This window comes from Pseudomonas sp. MS646 (genome assembly GCF_036693845.1).
In the GTDB taxonomy this organism is placed as follows: domain Bacteria; phylum Pseudomonadota; class Gammaproteobacteria; order Pseudomonadales; family Pseudomonadaceae; genus Aquipseudomonas; species Aquipseudomonas chlororaphis_E.
In genome coordinates, this window is the sequence record NZ_CP144763.1 from 1,645,054 (window position 1) to 1,664,346 (window position 19,293).

7 protein-coding genes and 2 pseudogenes are annotated in these 19,293 nt (G+C 57.1%); 8 read left to right on the top strand and 1 reads right to left on the bottom strand.

Features of this window, described 5'->3' with window-relative positions; translation table 11 throughout:
- Positions 1-17: 17 nt before the first annotated feature.
- The 8 genes and pseudogenes from V3H56_RS07350 to V3H56_RS07385 all read left to right on the top strand — a co-directional run bounded on the left by V3H56_RS07350 (position 18) and on the right by V3H56_RS07385 (position 18,019).
- Positions 18-13,277: a filamentous hemagglutinin N-terminal domain-containing protein gene (locus V3H56_RS07350; protein ID WP_338474404.1), complete on the top strand. Its 13,260-nt coding sequence runs from the start codon at positions 18-20 to the stop codon at positions 13,275-13,277.
- Between the two features lie 2 nt (positions 13,278-13,279).
- Entirely contained in the window at positions 13,280-13,690 is a 411-nt protein-coding gene (locus V3H56_RS07355; RefSeq protein ID WP_212803504.1) for a hypothetical protein, read from the top strand.
- Between the two features lie 239 nt (positions 13,691-13,929).
- Entirely contained in the window at positions 13,930-14,631 is a 702-nt protein-coding gene (locus V3H56_RS07360; protein WP_080964378.1) for a transposase, read from the top strand.
- A gap of 108 nt (positions 14,632-14,739) precedes the next feature.
- A complete protein-coding gene (locus V3H56_RS07365; RefSeq protein ID WP_042732417.1) occupies positions 14,740-15,324 on the top strand; it encodes a hypothetical protein in 585 nt (194 codons plus the stop codon).
- Positions 15,325-15,499: 175 nt separating this feature from the next.
- Positions 15,500-15,631, top strand: a pseudogene (locus V3H56_RS07370) (transposase); the annotation flags it as partial.
- Between the two features lie 221 nt (positions 15,632-15,852).
- Entirely contained in the window at positions 15,853-16,278 is a 426-nt protein-coding gene (locus V3H56_RS07375; RefSeq protein WP_047739209.1) for a hypothetical protein, read from the top strand.
- A 161-nt stretch (positions 16,279-16,439) separates the two neighbouring features.
- Positions 16,440-17,633: pseudogene (locus V3H56_RS07380) on the top strand (IS4 family transposase).
- A gap of 50 nt (positions 17,634-17,683) precedes the next feature.
- Positions 17,684-18,019 (top strand): hypothetical protein, encoded by a 336-nt coding sequence (locus V3H56_RS07385; protein ID WP_338474405.1) that lies wholly within the window; start codon positions 17,684-17,686, stop codon positions 18,017-18,019.
- A 347-nt stretch (positions 18,020-18,366) separates the two neighbouring features.
- On the opposite strand, the gene V3H56_RS07390 is transcribed toward V3H56_RS07385, so the two are convergent.
- Positions 18,367-18,639, bottom strand: a complete 273-nt coding sequence (locus V3H56_RS07390) for a hypothetical protein (RefSeq protein WP_338474406.1) — start codon at positions 18,637-18,639, stop codon at positions 18,367-18,369.
- Positions 18,640-19,293: the final 654 nt, after the last annotated feature.

Below are 19,293 nucleotides of genomic sequence, written 5' to 3' on the forward strand. Positions count from 1 at the left end.
TGCAAAGAGACTTGAACATGGACGATCGCCAATACGCCTTCCTGGCCCGCCAACCTTCTGCTGCCCTGCAAACCCGCGAACGGTTCTGCGGCATGCCCAAGCGCGGCCTGGCGTTTTTGCTGGCCAACGTCATGTTCTGGCAACCGATGTGGGCCCAGGCCGACGGGATTGCCGTCAGTGCGGCGGGCACCGGCCTGGACCGGGCAGGCAATGGCGTGCCCATCGTCAACATCGCCCGGCCCAACGGCAACGGCCTGTCGCACAACCAGTTCACGGACTACAACGTCGGCAGCAACGGCGTGATCCTCAACAACGCCACCGCCCGCACCCAGGCCACGCAACTGGGCGGGATCATCCTCGGCAACCCGAACCTGAGCGGCACCGCGGCCACGACCATCCTCAACGAAGTCAACGGCGGCAACCCCAGCCAACTGCGCGGCTACACCGAAGTGGCGGGGCAGTCGGCCCGCGTCATCGTCGCCAACCCTTACGGCATCACCTGTAACGGCTGTGGGTTCATCAACAGCCCGCAAGTGACCTTGAGCACCGGTAAACCGGTGGTGGAAAACGGCCGGCTGGACCGTTACCAAGTGGACCAGGGCAGCGTCACCGTCGAAGGCGCCGGCCTCAACGCCACCAACATCGACCGCTTCGAAATCATCACCCGCAGCGCCAGGATCAACGCCGAGATCCAGGCAAAAAACCTGACGATTGTTGCCGGTCGCAACGACGTCAACGCCGACACCCTCAACGCCACCGCCCGCGCCGACGACGGCAGCGCCAAACCGCAACTGGCCATCGACTCCTCGGCCCTGGGCGGGATGTACGCCGGAGCCATCAAGCTGGTGGGCACCGAGGCCGGCGTCGGCGTGAAGCTGGACGGCAAACTGATCGCCAGCGGCGGCGACATCCAGCTCGACGCCAACGGCCAGTTGAGCCTGGCCGAGACCTCCGCCACGGGCGCGGTCAACGTCAAGGCGGCCAGCGCCACCGTGCAAGGCGCGGTCTATGCCGGCACCGCACTGAATGTGCAGACCCAAGGCAACCTGAGCAACCAGCAAACCCTCGCGGCGCGAGACAGCATCACCCTGAACGCGGGCGGGCAGTTGACCAACAGCGGCATGATCGAGGCCGGGGTCAATGCGGATAACACGCGTAATGCGGCGGGGGATGTGAGCCTGACGGCGCAGAGTCTGAGTAACGAGGGTAAGAGTGTTGTTGCCAGTCGTAACCTCACAGCCAACGTGACGCAGACGCTGAGTAACCAAGGCGGAACGCTGAGCGGTGGGCAGACCACCACGGTCAACGCCGCGACCCTGGACAACCAAAACCAAGGTCGGGTGCTGAGCAACAACACCCTGAACATCACCGCTAACACACTGCTCAACACCCAGGGCACGATCAGCAGCAACGGCAATCTCACGGCCAATGTCGGGCAGTTGAATAACAACAGTGGCGAATTTACCGGCTTGAACGGCGTCACGTTGCGCGTCGCTTCGCTGGATAACGTGGCGGGTCTGGTCGCGGCGGGGCAGGGTTTGGTTATCAACGCCAGCGGCCAGGTGAACAACCGCAGTGGTCGGCTCACTTCAAGCAAGAGCGTCCAGCTCGGCGCTGCATCGATGGATAACACGGCGGGCCGTTTGCTCAGTGACGGCGCGCTCACCGCCAGCCTTTCGGCGCAACTGCTGAATCAGGCGGGATTGCTGTCGTCGGCTGGACTGCTGACGCTCAATGCGGCGAGCCTGGACAACCGCCAGAATGGCGTTGTCACCACAACCCAGGCCGCCGACGTCAATGTAGGCAAGGTGGATAACCGCGGCGGTGAGCTGTCGAGCCAGGGCGCCCTGACGCTGACTGGCACCGAGCTGGATAACAGCAACAGCGGCAAACTGATTGCCTACGGCGACCTGCGCGTGACCCTGGAACGCCTGAGCAACCAGAGCCAGGGCGTGATCTCCAGCCGAAGCGCCTTGGCAGTCAACGCTGGGCAACTGGACAACCGCCAGGGTTCGCTTTACGCCCGGCAAGGGATGAACCTGGACCTGAGCGGGCAACTGCTCAATGCCCAAGGCAGCATCAAAGGCGATACCACCGCCAACGTCAAAGCCGCCGGGATCACTAACGATGCGGGCCAACTGACCAGCGTCGGTGCGTTGAACATCGACAGTGCCGCGACCTTGAGCAACCTGGGCGGTAGCGTGATCAGCGGCGACACGCTGCTGTTGAAGGCCGGCCAGGTGAACAACGCCACCGGCCGCATCGCCAGTGCCAAGGCCCTGAATGCCAGCGTCACCGGGCTGGCGCAACAGAATGGCCAACTGGTCAGCAACACCCGTCTCTCTCTTGACCTTAACCATGGGCAGCTGAGCAACCAGGGCGGGCTGATCAGTACTCCCGGCGCGCTGCTGCTGAACAACCTTGCCGCTGTGGACAACCGTGGCGGTGAGATCTCCAGCGACAAGGCCTTCAGCCTGAACGCCAGCGCGTTGGACAACAGGGCCGGCAAAGTCGTCAGCAAGCAAGGCCTCAACCTGACCATTGCCCAGGCGTTGAACAACGCCCAAGGACGGATCTCGGCCAATGGCCTTGCCGTGCGCGCAGCCAGCCTGGACAACAGCAGCGGCACCTTGAGCAGCGACGCCGACCTGAGCGTGAACCTCGACGCCGCGCTGACTAACCTGGCGGGGGAAGTGTCCAGTGCCGGGCTGACCCGACTCAACGCGATGACCCTGAACAACCGCAACGGCCAGATGCTGGGCGACAACGCCCTGGAGATCACCCTGGGTGGTGCGCTGGACAACCGCGAGGGTGTGCTCGGTTCGGGCAAGGTCGTGGACATCCAGGCCGCCAGCCTGAACAACAGCGGCGGCGGGCAGATAATCAGCGACGACAGCTTGCGCGCCCGCATCAGCGGCCTGCTGGACAACCAGAGCCAAGGCGAAGTGATTGCCAAAGGCGCACTGGACCTGCAAACCGGCAGCCTCGACAACCGTAGCGGACGCCTCACCGGCAAGGATCTGCTGACCTTGCGCAGCGATTCGCTCGACAACCGTGGCGGCAACGTCCGTGCTGACAAAGCGCTGCAACTGACAGTCGCGCAACTGGACAATCGCAACAACGGCGTCATCACCGGCAAGACCCAGGTCACCGTCGAAAGCACGCGGCTGGACAACAGCGGTGGCCTGCTGAGCAGCGTCGGCCCGCTGACCTTGAAGGCCGATGAAGTACAGAACGGTCTTGGCCGAATCTCCAGCCAAACCGACCTCACCGCCGTGATCGATACCTTGCAACAGCAGGGCGGTGCGCTGGTCGCCCAAGGCAACCTGAGCCTGACCGGCAGCGTTCTGGATAACCGCAACGGTGGCTTGGTCGGCACTACAAAAGCGCTGGATCTGCAGGTTGGGCAGATCGATAACCGTGCGGGCGAACTGTCCGCAGGACTGGGCGTCAAGGTCGGCGCTCAACGGCTGGACAACAGCGACGGCGGCAAACTGATTGCCGGCAGCGCTCTTGAATTGAAAGTCGCGCAACTGATCAACCAGACCAAGGGCCTGATCCACGCCCAAGGCGGCCTCACGCTCACCGGCAGCACCCTGGACAACAGTGCAGGCTCCCTCAGCAGCCTTGAGGCGTTGGTGATCACCCTCGACAACGCACTGCTCAATAACAAAGGCCTGATCAGCAGCGAAGGTGCACTGACCGTCAACGCCGGCAGCCTCGACAACACTGCCGGCAGCCTGGGCAGCGCCGGTGCGTTGTCGATTGTCAGTAAGGGCGGTTTGATCAACCAAGGCGGCTCCATCAGCACCGATGCCGCGCTGACGCTCAACAGCGCCAGCCTGGACAATAGCCAGAAAGGCCTGGTCTCGGGCAGCGCCGCCACTGAAGTGCGCACTGGCGCTTTCAATAACAGCCAGGGCGGGCGCCTGACCTCGGGCAATACCCTGACGCTCACCGCCACTCAGGTGAACAACGCCGCTGGCCGTATCGCCAGCAGCCAGGCCCTGAGTGCATCCCTCACTGGCCTGGATCAACAGCAAGGCGAGTTGTTCAGCAACACCCGCGTCAGCCTGGACATGAACCAAGGCCAACTGAACAACCAGGGCGGCCTGATCAATGCCCCGGGCCTGTTGCTGCTCAGCAACCTCAAGGACGTCAACAACCAGGGCGGTGAAATTTCCAGCCGGCAAGCGTTCACCCTGGCGGCGCGCAACCTCGATAACAGCGGCGGCAAACTGCTCAGCAACCAAGGCCTGATGCTTCGAACAGTGCAGGCGCTGAACAACGCCAAAGGGATTATCTCGGCCGCGTCCGTAGACAGCCACAGCGCCAGCCTGGATAACCGCGATGGCCTGATCAGCAGCCTCGATCAACTCGATTTGACTGTCGATACGTTGCTCGACAACCAGCGCGGTTCGCTGATCGCCGACGGCGCGCTGGTATTGAACGCTGATCGCCTGGACAACCGCACCGCCAGCATCGCCGGCAAAGCCGGGCTCGACGTCACCGTCACCGCGCTGGACAACCGTCAAGGCACGCTGGTCAGCACCACGGACCTGACCTTGAAGGCATCCAGCCTCGACAACCGTCAGGCCGGTTTGATCGGCGCAACAAAAGCGCTGGATCTCAACGTTGACGATCTCGATAACCGTGGCGGCGAGCTGAGTGGCAACACGGGTGTCACCCTGGTGAGCAAAAACCTCGACAACAGCGACAGCGGCCAGCTATTCGCCGGGCAGACGCTGAAGCTCACCGTGGACAAACTGGTCAACCGCAACAAGGGCCTGCTCAGTGCCAAGGCACAGTTGAACCTCGATGGCGCTTCGCTGGACAACAGCGGCGGCTATCTGATCAGCCAGCAAAACCAGCGCATTGACCTCAGTGGCGACCTGATCAACACCCAGGGTCAACTCAGCAGCGAAGGCACCCTGGACGTCAGCGCCGCCAACCTGAGCAACACCGGCGGCAGCCTGTCCAGTGCGGCCAATCTCACGGTTAAAAGCCTGGGCCGCCTCGACAACCAGGGCGGTGAACTGGTGACCGACGGCGCGTTGCTCCTCACCAGCACGGCGCTGGACAACCGTCAGCAGGGCAGCATCAGCGGCAAAGGTGCGGTGAACGTCACCACCGGCGCGTTCGACAACAGCCAGAACGGACGTCTCAACAGCGGCAGCACCCTGAGCCTCAACGCGGCCCAGGTCACCAACCAGGACGGCGGCCGTATCGGCAGCCAAGGCGCGCTGACGGCTTCGGTGTCCGGCCTGGATCAACAGGGCGGCCAGCTGTTCAGCAACACCTCGCTGAGCCTGGACCTGAACAACGGCCAGCTCAACAACCCGAACGGCCTGATCAATGCCCCCGGCACGCTGCTGCTGAAAAACCTGCTCGGCGTGAACAACCAGGGCGGCGAAATCTCCAGCGCCCAAGCCTTCACCCTGGCGGCGCAAAGCCTCAACAACGACGGCGGCCGGTTGCTCAGCAACCAGGGCCTGACCCTGCGCATCGCCCAGGCGCTGAACAACGTCAAGGGCCTGATCGGCGCGGCAACCGTCGATGCCCACGCCCAAAGCCTGAACAACAATGGCGGCACACTTACCAGTCGCAACAACCTCGTTCTGGCGATCGATCAACAACTGGATAACCAGGCCCAAGGCCTCATCAGCGCCGCGCAATTGCTCACGCTCAACAGCGGCGATTTGAACAATCAGGGCGGCAGCGTGTTGGCCAGCGGTGCCTTGCTCCTCAACGCCATGGCGCTTAACAACAGCGCCAACGGCCTGATCAATGCCCAGGGTGATCTCACGCTGACTGCCAACGCGCTGGACTCCAGCGACGGTGGCGAAGTGTCGGCCAAGGGTGATATGCACCTGACCCTCGCGGCGTTGACCCAAAACGGTGGGCGTCTGTTGGGCGAACAAGCCATGGCGCTGAACCTGGGCGGCCATGACCTGAACAACCGCAATGGCCTGATCACCGCTAAAGGTCCGCTGACCCTCAACGGCCTGCGCAACCTGAACAACCAGAGCGGCGAAATTTCCAGTAGCCAGAGCTTCACGCTCAGCGGCCAGACACTCGATAACAGCGGCGGCAAGCTGATCAGCAGCCAGAGCCTGAGCCTCGACGGCGATAGCTTGGTCAACCAGAGCGGCTTGATCTCTGGATGGCAAGACTTGCAGGTCAATGGCAGCAGCCTGGACAACCGCAACAACGGCACGCTCTCCAGCCGCAACGGAGACGTCGGCGTCACCCTCAGCGCAGCGCTGCTCAACAGCGCTGCCGGTGCGCTGGTCAGCCAGAAAAAACTCACGGTCAGCGCCGCCAGCCTGGATAACCGGGGCGGGATTCTTTCCAGCGGTGCCGACCAGACCCTGACCGTCACGGGCGGTTTGCTGAACAACGCCCAAGGCGGCCTGATCGACAGCGGCGCAACCCTGGTCATGAACGCCATGACGCTGGGCAACGCCAACGGCACCCTCAATGCACAGAACGCCCTGAGCTTCACCGGCACCAGCCTGGACAACAGCGGTGGCAACCTGATCGGCAACGCCGCCGTCACCCTGGACCTGCTCGGCGCCCTGACCAACACCAACGGCAAGCTCGCCAGTGTTGGCCCATTGCGGGTCGAACGCGCCACGCAAATCAATAACCAGGGTGGCCAGATCGCCAGCCAGGGCTTGTTGACCTTGCTCACCGATGGTCTGGACAACAGCAATCGCGGCACCGTCGCGGCCAATGATCAATTGATCCTCAACACGACCGGCACGGTACAGAACGACGCCGACGGTCTGATCTACAGCCAGAACAGCGGCGTGCAGATCGACGCGGCCAGCCTCGGCAACGGTAAGGGTGTCGTGCAAAGCCAGGGCGCGCTGACGCTCACCGTGACCGGCGACATCGACAACCAGAGCGGCCGCCTCCAAGCCAAGGCCGGTGACGTGGCGGTCGTCGGGCGCAACCTGGACAACCGCGGCGGCGTGCTCGCCAGCCTGCAAGGCCTGCTCACCACCCAACTGAGCGGCGTGCTGAAAAACGGCTACGACCTGAACAACAACCGCCAGGGCGGCATCACCCAGGCCCAGCGCCTGAACCTGATCGCCCTCGGCGGCCTCGACAACTACGGCGGGCGCATCTCCGCGCAAACCGGCGACGCCACCGTCACCACCCGCGACTTCGACAACCGCAACGGCGGCCTCTACGCCAAAGGCAAGGTCAACGTCACCGGCAACGATTTCGATAACAGCGGCGACAACGACGGCCAGATCGCCGGCAGCCAAATCGACCTGAACCTCACCGGCGCGCTGAACAACCGCCTGGGCATCATCGAGAGCGACAGCACCCTGGCTATCAAAGCGGCGAGCCTCGATAACCAGACCGGGCAGTTGCGGGCATTGGGCGGGAGCGGTACGACCAACTTTCAAATTGGTGGCCTGTTCGATAACCGTAACGGCACGCTGGAAACCGCCAACAACGGCCTGATCCTCAACGCCGCCAACTTCCAGAACCTGGGCGGCAGCTTGTTGCATGTTGGCAGCGGCGACTTTGACATCTCCACCGCCAACCTCACCAACGCCGGCGGCAGCCTCGTCACCCGCGGCGGCTTGACGCTGACCGCAGACAGCTGGACCAACAGCAGCGTGATCCAGGCCGGGCGACTGACCGTCAATGTGAACAACCTGACGCAGACCGGGACGGGGCAGTTGCTGGCTTCTACCCGTTTGGTGGGGAGTGGGGGAAATTGGAGCAATGATGGGCTGATTGCCAGTGATGGTTCGATCAACCTTACCTTGGGGGGGAGCTATGTTGGCAACGGGCGGATGTCGAGTCTCGGTGGGATTGACCTGACCGCGGCCCAACTGAGTCTGGGCGCGGCCTCCAGCATCGCCGGTGGTGGTGACTCGACAGTGACCATCGGCGGACAACTGAGCAACGCCGGGCGTCTCACCTCCAGTGCCAACCTGACCGTCCAGGCCGGAAACCTCATCAACGCCGGGACCCTGGGTTCGGCCCGCAACCTCGTGTTGAAAACCCCTTCGCTGCTCAATGACCGTGGGTTGGTATTCAGCGGTGCGGATATGACGCTGGGGGTGAGTAACTTCACCAACCAGAGCGGTGATCTTTACGGGTTGGGGAATGTGTTGATAGGGGGTTATGGCGCCGCCGCGCGAGCCGCCAGTGTAAACAACGTCTCCGGTTCGATGGAGAGCGGCGGCACATTCACGATCAACGCCGATGGGTTCCAGAACCGTACCGAGGGTGCGGTGGCGTCTGGTGGGCGCAAGCTGATTTCGGGGTTTATCGCCAATATATGTAATGACTGCAAAGGGGACTACTACACCTTCACGCTGGCGGCCCGTGAGGTCTTCGAAAGTGTTGACAACGACACCAGTGCCTCGTCATTGCTGACGGCCGGTAAGGATTTCGTGTTCCAAGGCAGCAGCTTTCTCAACAGTAAAAGTACGGTGAGCGCCGGCGGCAATATCAACATCGTGGCCGACAACGTGCAGAACATCGGTGCGCAGAACGGAACCATCGAGCGCACCCGCATGTATCAAGTCGCAGGTATGAGCGACGGCGGTACTGGACGGTTTTTCGCCAACGTCCTGACTCCTTACAACCAGCGCAATAACCCTGATTTCCCGTATGTCTATTACCTTGATCTGGACGGGAATATTCACAAGGCCATCCCCAAATCGACTCGCTACAGGGAAGGGGGGCGAGACGGTGAATCGTTTTCCGTGGTGAGTCTTACAGATGCCGATACAGGGGGCACGGTCAAAACACGTGGAGACTACAACCTCGTACTGCCCGGGCTGGCCTACGGTTTCGAGAACACCACGCAATCCCAGTACGATCCGAACAACCTGCTTCAGATGCCAAACCTGGATCAGTACAACCTTCTAAGTGACATCGAAATCGCCAAAGACAGTTCCGGCACCGCCAGTACAGTCGGCAGCCGTAACGCCGTCATCCAGGCCGGCGGTAACGTCTCGATCACCGCCACCAAAGACCTGCAGAACAGTGTCATCCATGAGGACTACACCGCCAGCGGCGGTACCAACAAAGTCGCGAATACCCAGGCAAGCGGAACCGGCACCACCATCGTCAGGATCAACAATCAGCTGCCACCTGATCGCGCCCAGCAGCAGGTGAACCCACTGAGCCTTCCTGGCTTCGCCTTGCCAACCGGTCAAAACGGTCTGTTCCGCCTGAGCGGCCAAGGTGGTTCGGCTCAACAGGCCACTCAGGCCAACTCCGGCTCGCCAAACTGGAGCATGGGCAGCGCCTCGATCAGCACCAGCCAGCGCCAACAAGACCTGCCGGATACTCAAGCCCGTGCTGTCCAGGTAGGTGCGATCGCGGCGGTGGGTGCCAGTGATCGGCAACTGTCCCTGATCGCTCGTCAAGCCAACGACAGCGACGTGAGCGCCAGTACGCTCAACGTCAGTGCGCCTGCACAAGACAGCCACTCGCTGCCGATGCCAAGTCGCAACAGCAGCAGCGCCGGGACTCAAGTGGCCGCGGTGAATGTCACAGGCACCAACCTGCTCCCAACGACCCAGGTCGTCCCCCAGGTGGGCAATGTGGTTGATACGCCAGCCGCCAGCCAGACGGTCGCGCGCGTTCAAGGTATACCAGAGACCTCCTTCAAGCCTAACCCGCAAAAGTACCTGATCGAGACCAACCCCGTACTCACCGACCTCAAGTCGTTCATGAGCTCGGACTACCTGCTGCAAAACCTCGGCTACGACCCGGACCAAAGCGCCAAACGCCTGGGCGACGGCCTCTACGAACAGCGCTTGATCCAACAAGCGGTGGTCGCCCGCACCGGCCAGCGCTTCATCGACGGCCAAACCAGCGACGAAGGCCTGTTCAAGTACCTGATGAACAACGCCATCGTCAGCAAGCAGGAGCTTGGTTTGTCGGTAGGCGTGACGTTGACTTCGGAGCAAGTCGCGGCGCTGACCCACGACATCGTCTGGCTTGAAGAGCACGAAGTGAATGGCGAAAAAGTCCTGGTGCCGGTGCTGTACCTGGCGCAGACCGAGGGCCGCCTCGGGCCTACCGGTGCGCTGATTGCCGGTAATGACGTGACGCTGATCGCCGGCCAAAACCTCGACAACGTCGGCACCCTGCGCGCATCCAACAATCTTTCGGCGACCGCAGGCAACGACCTGGTCAACAGTGGCTTGATCGAGGCCGGTAATCGCCTGGACGTGTTGGCGGTCAACAACATCGCCAACCAGGCCGGTGGGATCCTCGCCGGGCGTGACGTCAGCATCAAGGCGGTGATGGGGGACGTCGTCAACGAGCGTACCGTTACCACCGCAAACGACAGTCGGCGACAGGACTTCATGGACAGCGCCGCCCGTATCGAGGCTGCCAATGACCTGGACATGGGCGCCGGACGCGATTTCAAGAGCGTCGGCAGCGTCATGGTCAGTGGTCGTGACATCACGATCGATGCCGGTCGGGACGCGATCATTGCCTCAGCCCAACAGGAAAGTGCCAGCAACAATGGCGTTCGCAAAAGCGCGGTGACGCAATTCGGCTCCAGCGCGCAAGCAGGTCGCGACCTGACCGTGAACGCCGGCCGGGATTTCGCTGCCATCGCCAGCCAACTCGGGGCCGAGCGCAACGTCGCATTGACCGCCGGGGAGAATATGACCATCTCCTCCGCAACTGACGAAACCCACTCTTATTCCAAAACGAAAAAAGTCACCACCCAGGAAGATCACGTCAAACAGATTGGCAGCGCCATCAGCGCTGGCGGTGACGTGACGATGGGGGCCGGAAAAGACATGGCCATCATCTCCAGCCGCATCAGTGCCGGGGATGAAGCTTACCTGGTGGCGGGCGAAAACCTCGACGTCTTGGCAGCGCAGGACAGTGACTACTCCCTGTATGACAAAAAGAAAAAGGGCAGTTGGGGGAAAAAGCAGACCAAGCATGACGAGGTGACCAAGGTCACGAACGTGGGGAGTGAAATCACTGCGGGGGGCGATCTGACGTTGGTCAGTGGGGATGATCAGCGGTATCAGGCTGCGAAGTTGAACAGTGGGGCTGACCTGACTGTGCAGAGTGGAGGGGCGATTACCTTTGAGGGTGTGAAGGATCTGAGTCAGGAGACTCATACAAAGAGCAAGTCGAGCATGGCCTGGAACTCGATGAAGGGTAAAGGCCATACGGACGAGACCTTGATCCAGAGCCAACTTGTAGCACAGGGAGACTTGGTCATCAAAGCGGTCGATGGTTTGAACATCGATATCAAGAATATCAACCAGAAAACCGTTAGCGAGACCATCGATGCCATGGTTAAAGCCGACCCCCAGTTGGCTTGGCTCAAGGAGGCCGAACAGCGTGGCGATGTTGACTGGCGGTTGGTGAAAGAAACTCACGAGTCATTCAAGTACAGCAGCTCCAGCCTTGGGCAGGGGGCGATGTTGGCGATCATTATTATTGTCACCGTCCTGACAGCCGGAGCTGCGAGTGCGGCAGTGGGGTCGGCAGCTGGCGCAACGGCCGGTTCAGGTACGGCGATGGCGGCTGCGGGTAGCTCCGCAATGGTATCGGCGGGTACGGCGGTGGGGACCGCAGCGGCAGGGACCGGTAACCTTATTGCCTCTGCGGCGCTGACATCGGTGGCTAGTACTGCAGCGGTCAGCACAATTAATAACAAAGGTAATATGGGAGCTGTCTTCAAAGACGTTTTCTCATCCGAAAACCTGAAGGGCTATGTGCTGGCAGGGGCGTCAGCGGGCATCGCTTCGCAGTTCGGGTTTAGTCCTACAGATCTGAAGTTTGATATCCCCAGCGCACAAAGCGTGGCTATAAAAGTGGCCGCTGACGCCGCCGCCAAGACAGTGATCACTGGCGGGAGCCTGAAAGACAACCTGGTTACGTCTGCATTGGGTTCGGCGATTAGCATTGGTGGGGCGGTTTCCGCTAATAAAATTGGTGATATCACCGTCTTCGACAATGGCAAGCTTTCCAAAGTAGTGATGCATGCCGCGTTGGGTGGATTGATGGCGGAAGCTATGGGAGGGGACTTCCGTACAGGCGCTATTGCTGCTGGCGCGAACGAGGCATTGGTAGATGCCCTTGCCGACAAGTTGCTACCGGTCGGAGTAGATCGAAACAGCCCGGAATACCAACAAGGCGTGAGCAAGTTGTTGGGTGCTTCTCAGCTGATAGGTGTGTTGACAGCGGCATTTACGGGCGGGGACGCATCCGCCGCCGCTGCGGTAACGGCAAACGCAACTCAGTACAATAACCTCAATCATCAGTCAGCAGAACGTCTGCTTAAAGAACTTCAGGGGTGTCGGGCGACTGAGGGATGCAGCGCACAGAACATCCGCGAGATCGTCGGAAAGTACGAAGAACTATCTGCCCAGCGTTCCATGGCCATCAACGCTTGTGAAAGCAGAGCGTGTGTAGAGGCGATCCAGCAAAGCGCGGTTTCTTTGGACGCTCCTGTCGCCAAGGACTTGATGGACTTCCTGCGGCGTAATGTTTCTTATGACATGGCCGGGCTTCTCACGGGAAATCCAGGGGCGGTTGCCGTTCCGTCACAGGGAGTAGATGGTTGGGGAGCGCTGTTTACCTCAGATAAGCAAATGGCGTTCGCGAAGAGCCTCAAGGAAGGTTGGCTGACGCCGGATGAATGGGCAGGGGTCGATCAATGGGTCAAGGAGACCAGTTGGCTTGATCAACAGGCTGGACGGCAGTTATCGCTGTTTGAGCGGGCTGGGTTGTTGACTGAGCTGAAGACTACCTTGAGTATGGAGATTCTGGGTAAAAGTCCTGTGGTTGTCGGTGTTAATGTTCCGAAAGGGGGAGCGACGGAACAAGCGACTCCGCCAAGCTCAAAGCCTGAGTCCCCCGCGTCGCAAGCAGATGGCGATTTTGGCTACTTAAACCAGCCAGTGAATAAAACAGCCGCCTTTTTTGATGCTTACGCTTCAGCCAAAGGGTTTATTAATAATGGTAGGATCAGTGCTGCGGATTTGGAGAAGCTGGTGCCGCCTGGTACGCAAAATAGTTTCAAGCCCTCAGGTACAATTGCCGATGGGAGCAAGTTTCAATACATATGGAATGGTCAAAAAGTCGAGATAAAATGGCATGCGCCTGATGCGAACGCTGCTGCTAAGTTTCCTGGTTCAAACGCTGGCTCCGGATGGACTGCACAAATAAAAATTGGGAACAAGCTGCTTGGTCAAGACGGCTTGTTGTACAGGCAGCCTTCCAATGCAACGCATATACCGGTGGATTTTTAAATATGAAGAGTTTTGAATACTATACTAGTCTGCCAGACTCAATGACTAACAAAGAGCTCGAAGTTGAATTTACAGAGTTGTTGGATGGTTTCGAGTTGCAAGCTGTCAAAAGGGGAGATTTTATAAAGTCGATTTTAGAATTAAGTGATAGACAGTGGCATACTTATAATGTTTTGGATGGTGGTATAAGAGAACGGATCGAATATTGCTTGATTTCCGTATGGGATGGGTATGATCAAGCGTTGGTTGAAGATATCATTGGTATTATGGTGAGATTAGGGCTCGAGAAAATAAGGGGGTTTCTATGCTCCTGCTCATTAATGGATGTGTCGCCGGAAGTTTTTAATGAGATTTCACTTGCGCTTTCTGAGGTAGGTGACTCAGTTAAGGATCCGTACAGAGGTATGCGTTAGAAGGGAAAAAGGGGACAGATCTATTTTCCGAAAATGGACGGCGGTATGAGGCGTCTGTACGCCAAATTATTTTTAGCAAACAGGGGACAGATTTATTTTTCAATCCTCTGCCACGCTGAAAGCTTCCAAGGATACAGGAAGCGAATCTGCCAAGAATGCGGCGAAAACAGAAAAAGGGGACAGATTTATTTTTCATTCCTCTGCTACGCTGAAAGCTTCCAAGGATACAGGAAGCGAATATGCCAAGAATGGGACGTATTGTTTTACCAAATTATCCGCATCACGTGGTACAGCGCGGCCATAACCGGCAGGTAGTGTTTGCGGCGGCGGAGGATTATCAGCGCTATCTATCTGATCTGCGTGAGCTGAAGGATGCGTTCGGAGTAAAGGTCTACGCCTATTGCCTGATGACGAATCATGTCCATTTGTTGCTAGCTCCAGGGGAGTCGACCGTTGGGCTGGGGCAGTTAATGAAGGCACTGGCTGCCCGTGCGACGCGCTATCGAAATCGATTGGAAGGGCGTTCAGGCACCCTGTGGGAAAGCCGTTACAAATCCAGCGTGGTCCAGTCGGATTCATATTTGCTCGCTTGTAGTCGTTACATTGAGTTGAATCCTGTACGTGCTCGTATGGTCGCTGATGTCGCAGACTATGTATGGTCGAGCTATCGAAGCCGGGTAAGTGATGGGCCTGGTAGGTGCTGGTTAGATTCTGATCCCTGCTTCTTGGCTTTGGGTGATACCCCGCTGGAGCGGCAGCTTCGGTATGGGGAGTTTGTGCGCCAAGCCATTCCGTCTGATCAGCTTCGATTGATCCGCGATGCCTTGCAGCGAGGCCAACTGACGGGAACAAGCCGTTTCGTAGATGAGGTGGAGCGAATTGTTGGTGTGAGGGTAGAGCAGCGAGGGCAGGGGCGGCCGAGGGCTGAGTTGGGAAAATAAATCTGTCCCCTTTGTGGAGTTACCAAAAATGTGGGAGTCGCTACTCGAAAAGAACTCGAGCAACGCCCGGGTTTATACACAGGATGAATTTTTTAAGGAGTTCAAGCAATGACCGTAAGTCAATCGGTACTTGATGATCTTTGGCGGGGGGAGAAAAGTATTTGCTTTTTTGTGCATGCTGGAAAGTGTTATTGGGTTGTAGATGAGAAGTATAATTTTTCTCTTGATGCAGAGAAAGACTATCGCGCCTACCTTGATAGTGGCGAAATAACCCAGGAGCAATATGAGCAGTCTTGCAAAAGTTTCAGAGGTGGCATTCTGAAAATGACGGCGGAAAATTTTCCGCAGTATTTGGGTGATTCAAGTGGAAAAATTTTGTCTCCAAGTGATTTAAATGATTTTATAGGTGCGGATTTCGAGGTTTTTGAAAAAGTTGAGTATTATTTTTTAACCGGTGAAGGTTTGACCCAGGATCTGTTTAAACGCGCCAACATGATTCACTCTAGGTTTCCTAGGTTTTACATAAATTTTGACAGAAAAATTTTTATGCATATGGATGACGCGCGTGTTCATGAAGGTCTAGCTTATCCAGACTGGATTGCTGAATGTTTTGATTTTAGCTTTTTGATTCCTGCTAGCGAGCGGTATTGGGTGGTGGCGGGAAATGACTATTGGAAGCTTCGGTTTGTATGAGTGATAAATAAAAGATGAAAGATTTATTTTTCATTCCTCTGTTACGCTGAGAGCTTGCAAGGAGCCAATATTCCCGGAAATGAAAAGGGGACGAAATAAAAAGAATAAAAAGGGGACAGATTTATTTTCCGAAAAGGGGACCGGTATTAGGCGTTTGTACACCAAACTATCCTGATTGATCCGCGATGCGTTGCAGCGAGGTCAATTGACGGGTACAAGCCGTTTCGTAGACGAGGTCGGGCGGATTGTGGGTGCGCGCGTAGAGCGGCGAAGACAGGGGCGGCCGAGGACTGAGTCGGGAAAATAAATCTGTCCCCTTTTTCGGATAAGCTAGGCGGTTTAGGTGTTAAAACAGCATGTGGGAATACATTGGGTCGCTGTGCTGAGTTTACAGCTGCTAATGAACTACTGTTGAGTAATCCTAGTCTCAAACTAAGCGATATTAAATTTACTCCTGCTGTTAGGCCTGGTGAGGTGGTGCCACGTTGCGAGAATTGCACAAATATTTTTGGAGCTGAATAAGTGGAAATGGATGATGAATTTTTAGAGGTTAATGATTTGGATTGGTTTGCAGTTTTCAATGATGGGTTGCTTGCGCATTTTGCAACTGGAGGGCGAGGTGTTGTTCCTGAGGTGATCAGGGAGTCGATTTCTGATTATGAAATGGCCTATGAGTTTTTTTGTTCGTTGAGTGATGGTTTTGAGTGCGAAGTAGTTGAGGAAAATATTCCAGATTTTAATATCAAGGTTCAGCGCGATCGATACTTGAAGTCGTTTGCTGCGATGGCTAGGAAAGGATTGTTTAGTTATGATGTTTGTGATGCTGGTTACAAATTAATAGCAAGGCCTAAAGGTGGAATGAAGGACTCTAAATTGCCGCTGAATATTAAAGGGGTTTTATACAAAATTCCGGTTGGGTCTTTCGATAATATAAAAATTATCAAGGTTTGCTAGAGTAGATCTATTACTCTACGGGGATTCCTCAGCGGAGAAAAAGGGGTCGGATTCTGAGGGATCCCCGAATTTTCTTACGCAAAATCAAGAAGTTGGAATATTGAAGAGACCTGCATGAATCGGCAGCTTGTGTTGCACCACACAAAACAAGATCCCGACCCATGCAGGCCATCCGATTCTTACACAGCGCGCTCGCCCAAGCACTTCCCGATGTTCATTCTCATCGTCTGAAAACGTTGATGTGTTGTGTCAGCGCTTTACTCCGAGGACGTCGGCTCACTCTGACGGGGCTTGGTCGATTCTTGCCGAGCAAAGCCTATCCCAAACACACCATCAAGCGAGTGGATCGGTTGCTGGGTAATCGGCATCTGCAAACCGAGCGCCCGTTGTTCTACTGGGTCATGCTGAGAGCATTGCTGAGCTCGCTGAAACATCCGTTGATCCTGGTTGACTGGTCACCTATTGATGCGGCTGGAGAGTTCTTTTTGTTGCGCGCTGCCATCCCTTTGGCAGGACGTTCGTTCCCGATCTACGAGAGTGTTCACGAACGCGAGGGTTGTCCGAAATATCAAAAACGACTGCTACAAACGCTGGCCGAAATACTCCCCAAAGACTGCGTTCCGATCCTTGTGGCTGATGCAGGTTTTCGCCGGCCATGGATCAAAGCCGTCGAAGCGCAAGGCTGATATTACGTGGGACGTGTACGTAATCGGGATCTCTACCGAAACGACGCAGACACTTGGCTACCCGTTAAAAGCCTCTACGCTTTGGCATCGTCCTCACCGAAGTCACTGGGACGGATCGAGATGACCCAGAGCGCTCCGCACATCATTGATCTGTATTGCGTTAAGCATTCGGCAAAGGGTCGCAAACACCAGCGTGTCACCGGCTCAATTGCCAAAAACAAACTCAGTAGGCAATCGGCCAATCGTGAACGAGAGCCCTGGTTGTTGGCCAGCAACCTGCCGGAAGATCAATGGAACCCATCGAAAATCGTGGCCATTTATAAACAGCGCATGCAGATAGAAGAAGGCTTCAGGGATGTAAAAAGTGAGTATTTTGGGGTAGGCATCACTCGCCATCGGAGTCGCTGCCCACGCCGAATCGAAGTGCTTTTGCTGATCTCGGCTCTGGCTAATTACATCATTTGTTTAACGGGGTTGCAGGCCCGCGAGGCGGGTCATGAGCGCCGATTTCAAAGCAACAGCCTTAAACGCCGACGAGTGCTATCGCTTTGGCGGCTGGGCTTGGAATACTGGCGCAGCGGACGCGGCTCAAATTCTCGAAGCACCTTGGAGAGGCTTGAGCACGCGCTGCGCGCAGAGGTACATCAAGAGGCGCAGGCACTGGAGTAGATTTGTGGGGATCCCTCAGAATCTGTCCCTTTTTTGATTGAGGTCCAGCGATGACAATCACTATGTTCATGGAAATTGAGGCGGGTGCCACGCTGGAAGTTATTCGGCATGTTGTGCAGAACATTGCCAATACTGTAACAGTGGAGAAAAACTCGTTAGAAGGCCATTTTTCTGATTCGAACTGCTTCTTTTATTTTGAATTGGTCGAACCGCCCAGTGTTGTGTCAGCTGAGGGGTGGGGCGTGGATTGGCTTGTTGGTGTCATGGGGGCATTTCATTGCCCCCTGCATAAACTGGAGCAGAGTTGGCGCGAGATCAGGGCATGTGATGGAGGAATTATCGTTAAAGTCCTCGGTGCGCTTCGTTCTTTCCTTTCAGTACGATAGCGTCTATGCGTTCAATGAAGGGGAGGGTGTGGTGTATAAAAAAAGTATGGTTGTTTGATGGGTGTGGCTTCAAGTGTGTTTGAGGTTGGATCAGGTGAAGGTAGTAGCATTGCGCAGCCTTGAAGCACTTCTCACAGTTGGAAGTACAAGCTGATCCCGATCAACCCCACGTTCACCCTAGAAAGGTAAGGTTTACTTGGCGGAGTTTCAGTTTGTGGGGCAGGGCTGCGAATTGCATGTCTATGACACCACACAACCTCAGCAACGCACTCCTATCGCGAAAGTTCCTAGCCTCTAATTCAGTTGGCACATGCAAAACGGGCGACCACAGGTCGCCCATTTTTTCATTACCTCGCCGCTTGATCGCGCAACCGTCGCCCAATCACATCCATTACATCACACCCATCGCGCAACGATACTGTCAGCAGTTTGCAGAAGTCGGAAAGCACGATGGTGTCGGAGCTGATATCCGAACGAAACGCGATGTTCTCCAACACCTGAGTCACGGTGCGAATACGGTAGCCGGCGGTTTCGAAAAGGACGTCGAGTGGAGCTTCGGTGTCGATGAGCAGGGTGGCGGGGATGCAGTCGATGCCGGTGATGGGCATGTATCGATTCATTTTGAAGATCTCTGTTTGATTGGCTGAAAGCCATCACTCAGTCGTCGCCAAACAATTGGGTGGTGGCTGTGCGCAGGTTGGCGAACCGGTTACAGAGAAAACCGGTAGATCCGAAGATCTCCCGCGCACAGCCGCCGTGGAATATAGCGGCTTTGCGGGTGCGTCGGTACCTGCAATGAGCTGGTAGCTTTCGCATTCTCTGTAGTCGGGTCGCCAAACCCGAATCGCCTTTTGGGGCGACGGGGGACTATAGGCCGACCCATTCCCGAGCCACAAGACGCCACTTTCCGAGCTTTGTGTAGGACCTTTGGCCGTGCATCAGTCGGCTTTTGGGGCTGCCGCGGGTCAGGCACCGCAGGCGCCTGCTACGCAATCGAGCGGGAGCAAGCTCCCTCGCCACGGAGCGATGCTCGGCCTAAGGATTGGTTTTTAGCCGTATGAGCAGCCATGTGGCTTGGCGTCTTCATACTTCATCACGGGAGCGGAGCAAGTCCCCGTTTCCTTCACTACGACCTGCTGTAATTCTGTCCGTCTGTTTCGCAGGAGGTTTCCACGTCTGTGCGGGTTCTTTCTTACTTTTTTACGGGATGCGTCTGATTTAAGAGGAACGGTTTCGGCAGTAGTCTTCGGTGAAGAGGCGCCATGCGTCGAACC

Excerpts from the sequence above, each read along its gene's own strand:
- V3H56_RS07355 (WP_212803504.1), top strand. The coding sequence starts at position 13,280 with ATGAAGAGTTTTGAATACTATACTAGTCTGCCAGACTCAATGACTAAC.
- V3H56_RS07385 (WP_338474405.1), top strand. The coding sequence starts at position 17,684 with ATGACAATCACTATGTTCATGGAAATTGAGGCGGGTGCCACGCTGGAA.
- V3H56_RS07365 (WP_042732417.1), top strand. The coding sequence starts at position 14,740 with ATGACCGTAAGTCAATCGGTACTTGATGATCTTTGGCGGGGGGAGAAA.
- V3H56_RS07350 (WP_338474404.1), top strand. The coding sequence starts at position 18 with ATGGACGATCGCCAATACGCCTTCCTGGCCCGCCAACCTTCTGCTGCC.
- V3H56_RS07375 (WP_047739209.1), top strand. The coding sequence starts at position 15,853 with ATGGATGATGAATTTTTAGAGGTTAATGATTTGGATTGGTTTGCAGTT.
- V3H56_RS07390 (WP_338474406.1), bottom strand. The coding sequence starts at position 18,639 with ATGAATCGATACATGCCCATCACCGGCATCGACTGCATCCCCGCCACC.
- V3H56_RS07360 (WP_080964378.1), top strand. The coding sequence starts at position 13,930 with ATGCCAAGAATGGGACGTATTGTTTTACCAAATTATCCGCATCACGTG.